The organism is Oceanobacillus halotolerans (assembly GCF_010993955.1).
GTDB classification, from domain to species: Bacteria; Bacillota; Bacilli; order Bacillales; family Amphibacillaceae; genus Oceanibacillus_A; species Oceanibacillus_A halotolerans.
Map to the genome: position 1 here is coordinate 1 of NZ_WIXL01000010.1, position 13,459 is coordinate 13,459.

10 protein-coding genes, 8 tRNA genes and 1 rRNA gene are annotated in these 13,459 nt (G+C 38.1%); 16 read left to right on the forward strand and 3 right to left on the reverse strand.

Annotated features, from left to right (window positions below):
• The first annotated feature begins 70 nt into the window (after positions 1-70).
• From rrf to GHC26_RS11440, 3 genes are all read left to right on the forward strand, one after another.
• Positions 71-186 (forward strand): 5S ribosomal RNA (gene rrf / locus GHC26_RS11430).
• A 279-nt stretch (positions 187-465) separates the two neighbouring features.
• A tRNA-Asn gene (locus tag GHC26_RS11435) sits at positions 466-540 on the forward strand.
• A 7-nt stretch (positions 541-547) separates the two neighbouring features.
• Positions 548-620 (forward strand) — tRNA-Thr (locus GHC26_RS11440).
• A gap of 243 nt (positions 621-863) precedes the next feature.
• Here GHC26_RS11440 and GHC26_RS11445 read toward each other — a convergent pair.
• Together GHC26_RS11445 and fabI are read right to left on the reverse strand one after the other, a co-directional pair.
• Entirely contained in the window at positions 864-1,580 is a 717-nt protein-coding gene (locus GHC26_RS11445) for a YwaF family protein (protein ID WP_163971412.1), read from the reverse strand.
• Between the two features lie 322 nt (positions 1,581-1,902).
• Entirely contained in the window at positions 1,903-2,676 is a 774-nt protein-coding gene (gene fabI, locus GHC26_RS11450) for an enoyl-ACP reductase FabI (protein ID WP_163971413.1), read from the reverse strand.
• Between the two features lie 219 nt (positions 2,677-2,895).
• On the opposite strand from fabI, the gene GHC26_RS11455 reads away from it, so the two are divergent.
• From GHC26_RS11455 to rocF, 11 genes are all read left to right on the forward strand, one after another.
• A tRNA-Glu gene (locus GHC26_RS11455) sits at positions 2,896-2,970 on the forward strand.
• Positions 2,971-2,973: 3 nt separating this feature from the next.
• A tRNA-Val gene (locus GHC26_RS11460) sits at positions 2,974-3,049 on the forward strand.
• Between the two features lie 219 nt (positions 3,050-3,268).
• Positions 3,269-3,344, forward strand: a tRNA-Thr gene (locus GHC26_RS11465).
• Positions 3,345-3,385: 41 nt separating this feature from the next.
• Positions 3,386-3,470 (forward strand) — tRNA-Tyr (locus GHC26_RS11470).
• Positions 3,471-3,549: 79 nt separating this feature from the next.
• Positions 3,550-3,624, forward strand: a tRNA-Gln gene (locus GHC26_RS11475).
• A gap of 465 nt (positions 3,625-4,089) precedes the next feature.
• Positions 4,090-4,162 (forward strand) — tRNA-Lys (locus tag GHC26_RS11480).
• 398 nt (positions 4,163-4,560) lie between these two features.
• Positions 4,561-5,850 carry a hydroxymethylglutaryl-CoA reductase, degradative gene (locus GHC26_RS11485; protein WP_163971414.1) on the forward strand — a complete coding sequence of 430 codons (1,290 nt, stop codon included), beginning with the start codon at positions 4,561-4,563 and terminating at the stop codon, positions 5,848-5,850.
• The gene (mvk, locus tag GHC26_RS11490) at positions 5,847-6,809 is read left to right on the forward strand and encodes a mevalonate kinase (RefSeq protein WP_163971415.1); all 963 of its coding nucleotides are present in this window, start codon (positions 5,847-5,849) and stop codon (positions 6,807-6,809) included. Before GHC26_RS11485 ends, mvk begins: the two co-directional genes overlap by 4 nt.
• A gap of 41 nt (positions 6,810-6,850) precedes the next feature.
• Complete coding sequence (mvaD, locus tag GHC26_RS11495; RefSeq protein ID WP_163971416.1) at positions 6,851-7,828, forward strand: diphosphomevalonate decarboxylase; 978 nt, start codon at positions 6,851-6,853, stop codon at positions 7,826-7,828.
• A gap of 12 nt (positions 7,829-7,840) precedes the next feature.
• A complete protein-coding gene (locus GHC26_RS11500; protein ID WP_163971417.1) occupies positions 7,841-8,941 on the forward strand; it encodes a phosphomevalonate kinase in 1,101 nt (366 codons plus the stop codon).
• Between the two features lie 506 nt (positions 8,942-9,447).
• On the forward strand, positions 9,448-10,350 hold the full coding sequence (gene rocF, locus GHC26_RS11505) for an arginase (protein WP_163971418.1): 903 nt from the start codon (positions 9,448-9,450) through the stop codon (positions 10,348-10,350).
• A 546-nt stretch (positions 10,351-10,896) separates the two neighbouring features.
• Here rocF and GHC26_RS11510 read toward each other — a convergent pair.
• Entirely contained in the window at positions 10,897-11,052 is a 156-nt protein-coding gene (locus GHC26_RS11510) for an aspartyl-phosphate phosphatase Spo0E family protein (RefSeq protein WP_163971419.1), read from the reverse strand.
• A 148-nt stretch (positions 11,053-11,200) separates the two neighbouring features.
• Between GHC26_RS11510 and sigW the strand changes: the two genes are divergently transcribed.
• Both sigW and GHC26_RS11520 read left to right on the forward strand, forming a co-directional pair.
• Positions 11,201-11,764 (forward strand): RNA polymerase sigma factor SigW, encoded by a 564-nt coding sequence (gene sigW / locus GHC26_RS11515; RefSeq protein WP_163971420.1) that lies wholly within the window; start codon positions 11,201-11,203, stop codon positions 11,762-11,764.
• Between the two features lie 14 nt (positions 11,765-11,778).
• Entirely contained in the window at positions 11,779-12,417 is a 639-nt protein-coding gene (locus GHC26_RS11520; RefSeq protein WP_163971421.1) for a zf-HC2 domain-containing protein, read from the forward strand.
• Positions 12,418-13,459 lie beyond the last annotated feature (1,042 nt).

The window sequence follows — 13,459 nt, forward strand, 5'->3', positions numbered from 1 at the left end:
GCCCTTGCATTTCTATCAAAAAATAAATATAATATATCTTGTCTTTGAAAAAAGTAAAGATGTATAAATGTCTGGTAGCAATAGCGGAGAGGTCACACCTGTTCCCATTCCGAACACAGAAGTTAAGCTCTCCAGCGCCGATGGTAGTTGGGGCTTTGCCCCTGCGAGAGTAGGACGCCGCCAGGCTTTTATCTAATTAAGTTTCTGAAAAAATACAATGTATTTGTATATAATATTAAACACATAGCAATACTAAATATAGATATTGGTTCTGAATAAAATTACGATATAATAATAATTACTTGAAATACTCATTATGATTATTCCACAGTAGCTAGCCGCAAGCATCGGCGAGTAAACTACTATGTGTAGGCTTGTGAGGAGTGCAATAACACTGTAAAGCATGCAACACGACGAACACAACAACATTAGATTATAATGCAATGAAATACTCATTATGATTATTCCACAGTAGCTCAGTGGTAGAGCAATCGGCTGTTAACCGATCGGTCGTAGGTTCGAATCCTACCTGTGGAGCCATTTTTATGCTTCCATAGCTCAGTCGGTAGAGCACTACCATGGTAAGGTAGGGGTCAGCGGTTCAAGTCCGCTTGGAAGCTCTTCGTAAAACGCTTGTCTCATATGGGATTAAGCGTTTTTTTAGGCTCTTTTCGTATGCTTTGTTGATTTACTGCCATCGGAGTTGGTATAAAATTTGGCATATTTGCCATGTTGATTTCCGCTTCAAGCTGTCGCTTTTTTAGGGGAGAACCCTTCAGTTTCCCGTGGGATCTTTAGCTGTTGAATCCCCCTGTTATTACACATCAAGTCATCATTTGTCGTGGGCCAATTAAGATAATTTATTATTTCCGAGAAAATATCTTATGAAATACAACAAGTAAACTGAAAAGTATAAGTGCGAGAAGACAAAGATTAGCATAATAGAAAATTCCATCTCCTAGTAAAGTGAGCAGTGTATGTCCAGTTGGAGACTCATTAAGAAATAAATAATTTGCATTTAACATAGGATTAAGAAGGAAACCAATAACCGCTGCATATCCTATTAGATACCCATAAGAATGAAACATATCACGCCAGCTGATTTTTAATGGAATTGTTATGATTAAAAAAATTGCGGACCAAGATATGGCCATATGATGAATGAAAAACTTCCAGTAGCGAAAATGAGGATAATCATATGGTAAAACTGGTGTTAACAATGCTAAAAGTGGAGGAATAAAACCAATGAAATAGGTTAGTAAAATTAATTTTTTGTTATTCGTTACTAAAGCAACAGCAGCGGTAATTCCCGCAATACCACATAAATGAAGCGGTATGAACTCTTGTGGATTCCAAATGTTATTCTTAAGTGCCCATAGTTGATAAACTAATTCAGCTGTAATTAGAATAATAAAAAGAGAGTATCGGATGGCTTGGTATAAAAAAAGATTTGTACGTATATTTTTTCTAAAATTAATAATTAATAATATTCCGATAAAAGAGACGGTTATTGCTAAAAGATGACTGGTACCGAAAGTATTAAATGGTTCTCCTCCTACAGTTGTAAACCATTCTTTCATCGAATATCCTCCTCGGTAATTGGGGTTTATACCAGATTATATGCAACTAAACAAAAAATAAAAATTACTGTAACATTTTAATGCAGAAAATCAAGGCTATTTCAAGAGGATCGTTGCTTGTTTAGAAACTAATGATGATTATGGATATTTACAGTAGCTATTTCATTATGATAAGTTAATGTGTTCTATGAAAATGAAGTAATAAATAAAATGCTTGTACATAAAAGTTATTAAAATAAACGAACTATCACAAGTGAAGGCAAAATACGATAAAACGCTTGAACTGCTATATTTTAGTTCAAGCGTTTTAAGATTAATTTCATTATCCACCAATTATGTGAAAACCAGAATCAACATGAAGCACATCTCCAGAAACTCCTCTGGAAAGATCGCTTACAAAGAAAAGTGTCGCATCCCCGACCTGATCTTGGTCAACATTCTGCCGTAATGGTGCCTTTTCTTCTATGACAGAGAACTTTTCGTTAAAGCCAGATACTCCTTTTGCAGATAATGTACGAATTGGCCCTGCTGATACGGCGTTTACACGTATTCCGTATTTCCCAACATCTTCTGCCAAGTAGCGTACACTAGCCTCTAAGGATGCTTTTGCTACCCCCATGACATTGTAGTCTTTTATAACGCGTTCTGCCCCTAAGTATGTTTGGGTAACAATACTACCACCTTCTGTCATAACTTCTTTAGCTGCTCTTGTTACCGCAACCAATGAGTAAGCACTGATTTCCTGTGCTAATAAAAAGCCCTCTCTGGAAGTATCTGCATATTCACCCTGTAATTCCTCTCTATTAGCAAATGCAACAGAGTGTACTACGCCATGAATAACACCTACTTTTTCTTTTATTTTTTGGAATGCTGCTTGGATGCTATCATCACTAGCAACATCACATGTAACCATTAAGGTAGGTTCTATATTATGTTTCTCTAGTAGCTTTGTTAATTTTCGGTAAGAACGTTCTTGTCTATTTGTAAAAATCAAATTTGCTCCTGCATTATGTAATGATTTTGTTATCCCCCAAGCTATACTACGCTCATTTGCTACACCCATTATCAAAATAGTTTTACCCTTAAGTAATGACATTTTTAGCACCTCCAATTAGTAGTTGCTCTTATATTATAACCTAACTTGTCTACTATGAGAAACAACTTTATTATATTGGACTACAAGACTTACACTGCTGTGTAAATAAACATAAAAAGACAAGATGAATTTTAAAAAAAGTTTTGATTATCTCTTTACAAATTGAATGTAACTGTATATAATAAATTTTGTCGGTTTGAGAAAAATGACATATAGTTTGGCCCGTTGGTCAAGTGGTTAAGACACCGCCCTTTCACGGCGGTAACACGGGTTCGAATCCCGTACGGGTCACCAAATGGAGGATTAGCTCAGCTGGGAGAGCACTTGCCTTACAAGCAAGGGGTCGCAGGTTCGAGCCCTGCATCCTCCACCATAGAATCAATTTAAATAAATAAAGAGAATAAGAACTCCATAAATGAAGTAGAATTCATATTAAATGCTGGCTCAACTTAATTGGTAGAGACAACGAACAGATCTTCACCGAATAGACTTACTAGTTGCCAGGAGTGAGACACCACTAAGTGACCTTACAACACGACGAAAATACAAAGAATAAAAAGTGAATATAATGAAATACAATTATATTAAAAATGCCGGCCTAGCTCAATTGGTAGAGCAACTGACTTGTAATCAGTAGGTTGGGGGTTCAAGTCCTCTGGCCGGCACCATTTTTTATGAATAAAAAGTTTAATTAGGTTAAAATTATGATGGAGGGGTAGCGAAGTGGCTAAACGCGGCGGACTGTAAATCCGCTCCCTCAGGGTTCGGGAGTTCGAATCTCTCCCCCTCCACCATTAATTTTTTATTTAGTGTATAAATAAAAGAATTGTTGTCCATATTATTGGATGGACAAGATAATAATATAAATCATGTTGGGCTATAGCCAAGCGGTAAGGCATCGGGTTTTGATCCCGTGTACCCCAGGTTCGAATCCTGGTAGCCCAGCCATTTTTATGTCTTATACATACTTAGATAATGGTGTAGCAAGATTAAATGAGCCATTAGCTAGCCGCCCGCATCATCGAAAAGCCAACTAAGTACAGGCTTGCGAGGAATGCGACTTCATCAAAACAAACATGCAACATGACGAGCACCAATGAACACTCACCATCCAATAAGAAAGTATATTTTAAATGAGCCATTAGCTAGCCGCCCGCATCATCGAAAAGCCAACTAAGTGCAGGCTTGCGAGGAATGCACTTCATCGAAACAAACATGTAACATGACGAGCACCAATGAACGCTCGCCATCCAATAAGAAAGTATATTTTAAATGAGCCATTAGCTAGCCGCCCGCATCATCGAAAAGCCAACTAAGTGCAGGCTTGCGAGGAATGCGACTTCATCGAAACAAACATGCAACATGACGAGCACCAATGAACGCTCGCCATCCAATAAGAAAGTATATTTAAATGAGCCATTAGCTCAGTTGGTAGAGCATCTGACTTTTAATCAGAGGGTCGGAGGTTCGAATCCTCCATGGCTCATCACAGAAGAAAACGGTCGGATTCTCACCTCCGGTTCCCCTTGCTCCCGATTAGGAAGCAAGGACTAGCTAAAGCGTCGGAATCCTCCATGGCTCATCACAGAAGATATGACTGGGACGCTATGTTTATTAAGGAAGTTTTCCGCGTTTTATCATTGAGGTAATTAGTTTTGTTTAGGTGTTGATATATCATAAATATTTCATTTTTTTAAACAAGGTTCTTATGACTGTAAACAACCTTGTTTATTTGCATTTTAAGGCGTTTTTTTACATAATAGATACAGTAATTTTTATTTATAATCGTTATATATGTGTAACCTTTAGTTTTTAAGAGGTATATCTATTTATACTAGTTTGGTCTCGGTCGATCCTATATTCGAATATAAAGGGTGAAATGGCATGAAGTCTTCTAGAATTCCAGGCTTTTACAAAATGGCAGTTGAGGAAAGACGTGAGCTACTTCAAAATATGGAATGGATTTCTGATGATGAAACGGAGTATTTATTTTCAAAGGAACCATTGCAGGTTGAAACAGCTGATAAAATGATTGAAAATGTAATCGGTACATTCCCATTACCATTAGGGCTAGGATTGAATTTTCTTATTAATGAAAAAGAATACGTTGTACCAATGGCTATTGAAGAACCATCAGTAGTTGCATCAGCAAGTCATATTGCTAAAATTGTTAGGGATGCAGGAGGATTTTCGACAGAAGCAACAGAAAGAGATATGATAGGGCAAATTCAAGTTGTTGGCTGTTCTGACTACCGTGCTGCCAAACAGGTATTATTAGATGCAAAAGAAACCTTGATTAAGGAAGCGAATGCTGCATACCCTAGTATAGTAGCTAGAGGTGGAGGAGCAAAAGATATTGACGTACGTATACTAAATGAAGAAGCAGATTCTCTTTATAATCAAATGCTTGTTTTTCATTTATATATCAATACATGTGATGCCATGGGTGCGAATATTATTAATACAATGGCAGAATCATTGGCACCAACTATAGAAGAATTAACAGGTGGTAAAGTATATTTACGGATCCTCTCCAACTATGCAGATCGTTGTTTAGCAAAAGCAAGATGTGTGATACCGCCTAAGCTATTGGCAACAGGTGATTTCACTGGTGAAGAAGTGCGAGATGGTGTCATCCATGCATATGAGTTCGCTGCGTCAGACCCATATCGTGCAGTGACACATAATAAAGGAATTATGAACGGGATTGACCCTGTTGTTATTGCTACAGGTAATGACTGGCGTGCGGTAGAGGCAGGTGCACATGCATATGCTGTTCGTCATGGACAGTATAGTTCGATGACAACATGGAAAGCCGATGAGAATGGAAATTTAGTAGGAGAACTTGAATTACCGATGTCAATCGGAACGGTGGGTGGAGCCATTCGGGTTCATCCTATTTCACAAATGGCTCATAAATTATTAGATATACACTCTGCTCAGGAATTATCACAAGTTATTGTGGCGGTTGGCTTAGCGCAAAATCTCGGGGCATTAAAAGCATTGGTTACAGATGGTATTCAAAAGGGCCATATGGCTTTACATTCTCGATCTGTTGCAATCGCAGCAGGTGCCACAGGGGAGATGATTGATATCATTGCAGAACGTTTAAGAGATGAAAAAGAAATCCGTGTTGGAAAAGCTAAAGAATTGGTGGAAGAATATAAAAAATGAATTTAGAAAAAGCAACTACATCAGAACAAACAGCTATTGGTATAGCTCATAGTAAATTAATCTTGATTGGGGAGCATGCAGTTGTACACGGACAACCTGCAATAGCCATCCCATTTCCGTTAGTAGGAATTGAGGCAGAAGTAGAACACGTGCCTGGTACAATTAAGTTAGACAGTACATTCTACCACGGCCCATTAGAATTAGCCCCTGAGACACTAAGTGGATTAGTCAATTGTGTAAAAGCAACAATAGATCATCTAGATATGCCCAATAAAGATCTGTTGATTCGTATAAAGTCCTCTATTCCTCCAGGGAAAGGATTGGGTTCTAGTGCCTCTGTTGCTATAGCGGTTATTCGTTCATTATTTGCCTATGTCAATTACCATTATACAGATGATGAGTTACTAAAATTGGCTAACATAGCAGAAACGTATGCACATGGGGCACCGAGTGGAATTGATACATTAACTATTACGTCAGAGTCACCAATTTGGTATGAGAAAGAAAAACCGATGGAATTAATTAAGCCATCAAATGATTTTCACTTTGTCGTAGCAGATTCAGGTAGAATGGGGGATACGAAGCTAGCTGTTGATTCTGTTGCTGGATTACTTAGATCAGCACCTAAGAGAATTCAATCACGTCTTGAACGAATTGGGGAGCTCACCCATCAAGCAAAAGAAGCACTTGAAAAGGCTAGTAAACAGTTACTCGGTAATATGTTAAATGAAGCACAAAAGGAGTTAGAAGCACTAGGTGTAAGTGATGCAGGATTAAATCGCTTAATTTACTTTGCAAGACAGGAAGGTGCATTAGGAGCGAAATTAACTGGTGGTGGTAATGGTGGATGCATCATTGCATTAGCTCGTAATGAAATCCATTCCAGACAGCTTTCCGAAAAGCTAAAGAATTTTGGAGCACATGCAGTCTGGTCTTTTGTATTACGTAAACAAGACTAAACGTTTTAAAAGAAGTATATTATAGATAAAGGGGATTCACGATGAAGGCAACAGCAAAAGCACATACGAACATCGCGTTAATAAAGTATTGGGGGAAGCGTGATGAATCATTGATATTGCCAATGAATAATAGCCTTTCCCTTACGTTGGATGGTTTTTATACAACTACAACGGTAGAGTTTAGGGATAATTTAAAAGCAGATCAGTTTTATTTAAATGATAAGCCCATAACAGGTCCAGAATATACCCGTGTTACAAAATTTATGGATCTCATTCGAGGTTATGCGGAAAAGCCATCTATCTATGCTGTTATTCAATCTATAAATCACGTCCCTACTGCTGCTGGATTTGCCTCATCTGCCTCTGGATTTGCTGCATTAGCTGCAGCTGCAACACGCGCATTAGAAATGGATTTATCTAATCAAGCATTATCACGTATTACCCGACAAGGCTCAGGATCTGCCTGCCGGTCTATATTAGGTGGTTTTGTGGAGTGGGAGCAAGGTGAAAAGGAAGACGGATCAGACTCTTACGCTGTTCAAGTTGCACCACCTGATCATTGGGATATTCGGGTTGCAGCAGTTGTCCTCTCTTCGAAAATGAAAAAGGTTTCCAGTAGAAAGGGAATGAAACGTACTGTAGAGACTTCGCCATTTTACTCGAGTTGGGTAGATAGTATTCCACATGACTTGAAGCAAATAAAAGAAGCCATACATGTTCGTGATTTTGAGACAGTCGGCAGGATTGCAGAAGCAAATTGCTTACGAATGCATGCAACGACATTAGGTGCCAATCCACCATTTACTTATTGGCACGATACAACAATGGCGGTTATGCAAACAGTTAAGGATATGCGTGATAAAGGGATACCTGCCTATTTTACAATTGATGCTGGTCCGAATGTAAAAGTAATTTATTTACCAGAAAATGAGGCAGAAGTAGAAAAAACACTCCGTACCATACCTGGTGTAACGGATGTTAGACTAAGTCGATCAGGTCAAGGAGTAACCTACCTATAGGGGTTGAACATTTTGTCACATACACCTTTAACAATAAAAGTTCCAGGAAAATTGATGCTGGCAGGTGAATTCGCTGTACTAGAAGCGTATCATCAATCGGTAGTAATGGCGGTTGATCGATTTGTCTACGCAACAATTGAAGAAGAAGAGAAGAATGCAATAACATTAGAGAACTTTAACTTAGTAGCATTAGATTGGGAATTTGCGAATCAAGATGTCACGATTAATACAAATGATTCCCGAACTCACTTTGCTGAAAAAGCAATGACGGTTGCTCTTACATATGTACAGGAATGTGGAATTTCATTAGGAAGTTTTCACTTAACAATTAGAAGTGAATTAGATGATCAATCTGGTGTAAAGTATGGCCTAGGTTCTAGTGCAGCTGTGGTCACCTCTGTCATTGCAGCTATACTACATTACTATCCGTCAACAAAACCTTCTGCAGAGCTCATTTATAAATTAGCTGCTATTACACATGTGAAAACACAAGGAAATGGTTCGGGAGCAGATGTAGCTGCCTCCTCTTATGGTGGCATATTGCAATATACATCCTTTCAGGCGGATTGGTTAAGAAACGCATATACAAATGCAGACCGATTAAGTGACCTTATAGATGAAGATTGGATTTATTTTACGGCTACACCTCTAGCGTTACCAGACTCTATTCATATTTGTATTGGTTGGACTGGAAAACCAGCATCTACAGGAAAGTTAGTGGATCAAATTGGTCAATTGAAAGCTATTAAACCAGACTTATATGAACAATTTCTTTCAGATAGTGAAAATGCTATTAATCAATTCTTGGGTGGTATAGCAAAAGAAGATAAAGCATTGTTATTAAATGGGATACGACAAAATAGACATGCGTTATCCACTTTAGGAGATCATGCAAATGTATCAATAGAAACACCTAGCTTAAGTACTTTATGTGATTTAGCAGAAAGGTATGGTGGTGCAGGGAAACCATCTGGAGCTGGTGGTGGAGACTGTGGTGTTGCATTTATGCCATCACAAGAGAAAGCTGATGCATTACGAAATGCTTGGGAACAACATGGTATCAAACCGCTGGATATTCAAGTGTCTTCATTTGGAGCAAAACCATTATTGTAAGATTAGGTTGCTTGTTAGATACATAAGAAATAATCGTTTTAATTCGTTTTAACTGAGCTTAGGGAAAAATTCTCTAAGCCTTTAATTTGGCTACTTTCGTATTCGTTTTTGTTTCTAACGTTGCATCTCTAGCCTTATTAAATTGATACTCGAAAAATGTTTGTCTTCCAATTGGCTTGATGAAGTTCCTATAAATATATGGATTTTTTCACTATTAACAGAATGAGGAATCGCCTAATTTATTGATGCTTTATTATTACGCTTTCTCCTGCAAGTTCGGTTTGGCACCCCCTTCCAATTATATATTTAAGCAGAAATCAATTTTAACGACGCAGAATACATCAACTATGTATGCTTTAGTATTTTTACTTGAAAAAGCAACAATCTTTTAGAAAACAGCCTAATTTTTAAAACTACATTAGCTTTTGCATATATATACATTTATGTGTCAAGTTGAGTCATTCCTATTATTTTGGCTAAAATAAAGGGATAGGGAGGTTGATGAAATGAATAAGAAAATGTCAATTATTGGAGTTCCAATGGATCTTGGTCAAAACCGTCGCGGTGTTGATATGGGACCCAGTGCGATGCGTTATGCAGGAATAATTGAAACATTACAACGTTTAGACTACAATACACACGATTTAGGCGATATTTCCATTAATCGTCCTGATAGTAAATATTCAAAGCAAGAAGATAATTTACGTAATTTACATCAAGTAGCTGAGGGAAATGACACCCTAGCCAAAATGGTCAAAGAGGAAGTAGGAAAGAATCGCTTTCCCTTAATTCTTGGTGGTGACCATAGTATTGCAATAGGAAGTTTAGCAGGTATTTCTCAAAACTATGATAATTTAGGCGTTATTTGGTATGATGCTCATGGAGATTTAAATACAGCAGATACCTCTCCATCAGGAAATATTCATGGGATGCCACTTGCAGTTAGCCTAGGATTAGGTCATGACAAACTGACCAATATTTTAGAATACCAACCAAAAGTAAAACCAGAAAATATAGTAATAATAGGTGCACGTATGCTTGATCCCGAAGAAAAAGAACTAATTCAAGAAATGGGTATCAAAGTATACTCAATGCATGAAATCGACCGTATGGGGATGTCAGCTGCAATGACAGAGGCCATTGATTACCTAAAAGAGAAGACAGATGGGGTACATTTAAGTTTAGACCTTGATGGTTTAGACCCTGCTGAGGCACCTGGTGTGGGAACACCAGTACTAGGTGGACTATCTTACCGAGAAAGTCATTTAGCAATGGAGATGCTTGCAGAAGCAGAAATAATCACCTCTGCAGAATTTGTGGAAGTGAATCCGATTTTAGATGAGAAGAATAAAACAGCAACAATGGCTGTTGGATTAGTTGGCTCATTATTCGGTGAAAAACTTAAATAGTTTCAGTAGAAAAAAGACATTAAGTTTTGCCAATACCAAAATTTAATGTCTTTTTTAAAAGATAAGAATGTATAAAAAGTTGGCTTTATTTTGTTCATATACAGGAACAGCCACGTCCAGCTTCGAGCGATTGACGTCCTAGTGCCGATAGACCTAAGGACGCACGAGTTTTCATCGGCCAGCGCCTACCCCCTCGAGGTCATAAGCCAATCCACATTACGCACAAAAAGTGCCACGTCGAGGCTTGGCTTATGCTTGGCAGATAAGAAACAAAACGTTCTTACTGCATAAGTGCAACTAAGGCTTTCGCCATAAGAACTTGGCGAAAAGCCTAGTTTTCTAATAGGGGGTGATCAAGGCGCTTCTAGCTTTTGTTCCACGTTAGGAAAGTATAAAGTTTTAGCAAAGAAGTGGACTCGACGTGCTAAAATTTTAATGTCCCAAGTATAGAAAAGCTAACACCTTCGCTAAAAGACGAGCGAATGCGAGTTTTTCTAATATGATTTAGGTCTTTTAGATCTTTCTTACGCTTAAGTGTTTGTTATACTATCTGTCTGTATTGTTTTGATATTCATTTATTAAGGCATCTAATTTTTTACTAGATTGAACGACAATCTCGGATGTCATTTCATAGGAACTACTTAACATGATCATTTCTTTCCGGCAATCTTCAATTTTTTGTAATAAACCAGCGTTTCCCACAAAAATGTCCTCCCATCTAGTATACTATACTAAGAAAATACCCAATTTTTTGCAATACATAAAGGAATTTTTCAAATAAAGTTCAAAATGAAACCTTTTACTAGACCTATTCGTAATTGAAATACCGCAATAAGCGGAGGTAGCTAATATGGAACAACTGATAAAGGATAAAATAATACAGGTAAAAAGAGGTAACCGCGCCGCTTTTGAAGAAGTGGTCGCTTTTTTCCAAGACCGAATTTATCACCATTGTCTTCGTATGATTGGAAATGCACACGAGGCGGAGGATATCGCACAAGAGGTGTTTATTCGTGCATACGTTAATATCCATTCATTTGATGAGCGTCGAAAATTCTCAACGTGGTTATATCGGATTGCAACAAACTTGACGATTGATCGAATCCGAAAACGAAAACCAGACTATTATCTTGATGCAGAGATTAAAGGAACGGATGGATTGGATATGTATTCACAGCTAGCATCTGATCATCGACAGCCAGACGAAGAAGTAGAAGGCCTTGAATTAAAACAGTTTATTCATAATGAAATAGCAAATCTTCCTGCAAAATATCGAAGTATCATTATGCTTCGATACATAGAGGAGTTTTCACTTAATGAAATAAGTGAAATTATGGATATGCCACTAGGAACTGTTAAAACACGAATTCATCGAGGTAGAGAGGCCTTGCGGAAAAAACTTCGTCACGTGTAAGGAGTGAGGTTGACGTGAAATGTAAAAAAGAAGCTATTGAATTAATGCATCGATATTTAGATGGAGATATTTTAAAGGAAGAAGAGACTACTTTACGAAAACACCTTGAGGAATGTGAAACCTGTCAACAACATTTTCATGAGTTGAAACGAACGGTTACACTTCTTCAAAGTACGGAAAATATTCAAGCACCAGATCATTTTACAGCTAGTGTCATGGCAAAATTGCCTCCAGAGAAAAAACATGTGAAATATATAAAATGGTTCAAATTACATCCAGTGTTAACGGCTGCAGCGATCTTTTTCATTTTCATGTTTGGTGGTGTTTTAACATCTTGGAATCAGGATAATCAATTAGTGGTTTCCAAGCAAGAGGATTTAATTATTGATGGAGAGACGGTTATTGTTCCACATGATGTTACGGTAGAAGGGGACCTTGTTGTAAAAAACGGTAATCTCATTATTGAAGGGACAGTGGATGGAAATGTGACCATTATTAATGGCCAATTAATAGATGAACAACCATTTGACCAAGAGGGCTTAATGGCATCTGTTGGAGAAGTGAATGGCGAATTGACCCATGTGGATCAAGTATTTGAATGGATGTTATATCATATTAAGTCCTTTTTCAAAAATGTCTTTGCCGTTGATTAATGGTTTACCACGGCTTTTTCCACATTCATTGTTGTTTTCTACTGCGTATAATCTATAGTATGAGCAGTAACTTGAGGTGATGGTTGGAGCATTTACCCGCTCCGGAAATACACTTCGCTTTCACCAGGGGCATAAGTGCGACATCTGTTCAAACTTTACGTTTTCACAGTGTCTACTTTACCGCGGGTGGCTGTTGAGCCTCCTCAACTCGTTCCTCGTTTGCGGGGTCTCACCTAGGCCTTTCCTCTCGCAGGAGTCTACGTGTATTTCCTCCACTGATAGGATCAACACTTCTTATTATATATTATGTTTTTATGATAGTTGATTGGAGTGTAGGACAGTCGACTCCTGCGGAAAAAACAACAGCTGAAGATCCCACCGGAAGCGGTTTTTGCTTCCGGTGTCTAGCTCCAGCGCCTACCCCCTCGAGGTCTTAAGTCAATCCTCTTTGTGGCAAAAACCGCCACACTGAGGCTTGGCTTAAGCTTGGCAGATAAGAAAAACATTCTTACTGCATAAGTGCAACTAAGGCTTTTGCCACTTGGCGAAAAGCCAAGTTTTCTAATCGGGTGTGACCAAGGCGCTTCCGCTTTCTATAGAGGAAGCTAAAAGCGTCTGTCCGTGGTAAAGAAGACACTGTGAAAACGAACAGAGAGAGTTTGAACAGATGTCGCACTTATGCCCGTGGTGAAAGCGACTGTCCGGAGCGGAAATCAACAGCACTATTTTATTGCGCATAATACATCTTATACGCAAGATGTTTCATTCTGAAAGTAACAATTTTTTAGAAAAAAACAGCCTTCACTAAGAACTTGGAAGTGTAAAAGCATTTCCGAGTTTTTAGTTATACATATTCGTTAGAAATCTCGACATCTGTTCAACTATCGTTTTATAGGGTCTTCTTTGCCGCGGACAACGAAGTATTTTTCCGAAGTGGTAATTATAATTCATTTATGCCAAACATTTACGTCGCAATCTATAAAGATCCTGTCACAGTATAGTTCACTGGTAATGTGAGAAAATAGCAAAGCATGCAAAATGA

What these genes read in the sequence shown, in the direction of transcription:
- GHC26_RS11485 (WP_163971414.1), top strand. Translation starts at nt 4,561, where the DNA reads ATGAAGTCTTCTAGAATTCCAGGCTTTTACAAAATGGCAGTTGAGGAA.
- mvk (WP_163971415.1), top strand. Translation starts at nt 5,847, where the DNA reads ATGAATTTAGAAAAAGCAACTACATCAGAACAAACAGCTATTGGTATA.
- mvaD (WP_163971416.1), top strand. Translation starts at nt 6,851, where the DNA reads ATGAAGGCAACAGCAAAAGCACATACGAACATCGCGTTAATAAAGTAT.
- GHC26_RS11445 (WP_163971412.1), bottom strand. Translation starts at nt 1,580, where the DNA reads ATGAAAGAATGGTTTACAACTGTAGGAGGAGAACCATTTAATACTTTC.
- rocF (WP_163971418.1), top strand. Translation starts at nt 9,448, where the DNA reads ATGAATAAGAAAATGTCAATTATTGGAGTTCCAATGGATCTTGGTCAA.
- sigW (WP_163971420.1), top strand. Translation starts at nt 11,201, where the DNA reads ATGGAACAACTGATAAAGGATAAAATAATACAGGTAAAAAGAGGTAAC.
- fabI (WP_163971413.1), bottom strand. Translation starts at nt 2,676, where the DNA reads ATGTCATTACTTAAGGGTAAAACTATTTTGATAATGGGTGTAGCAAAT.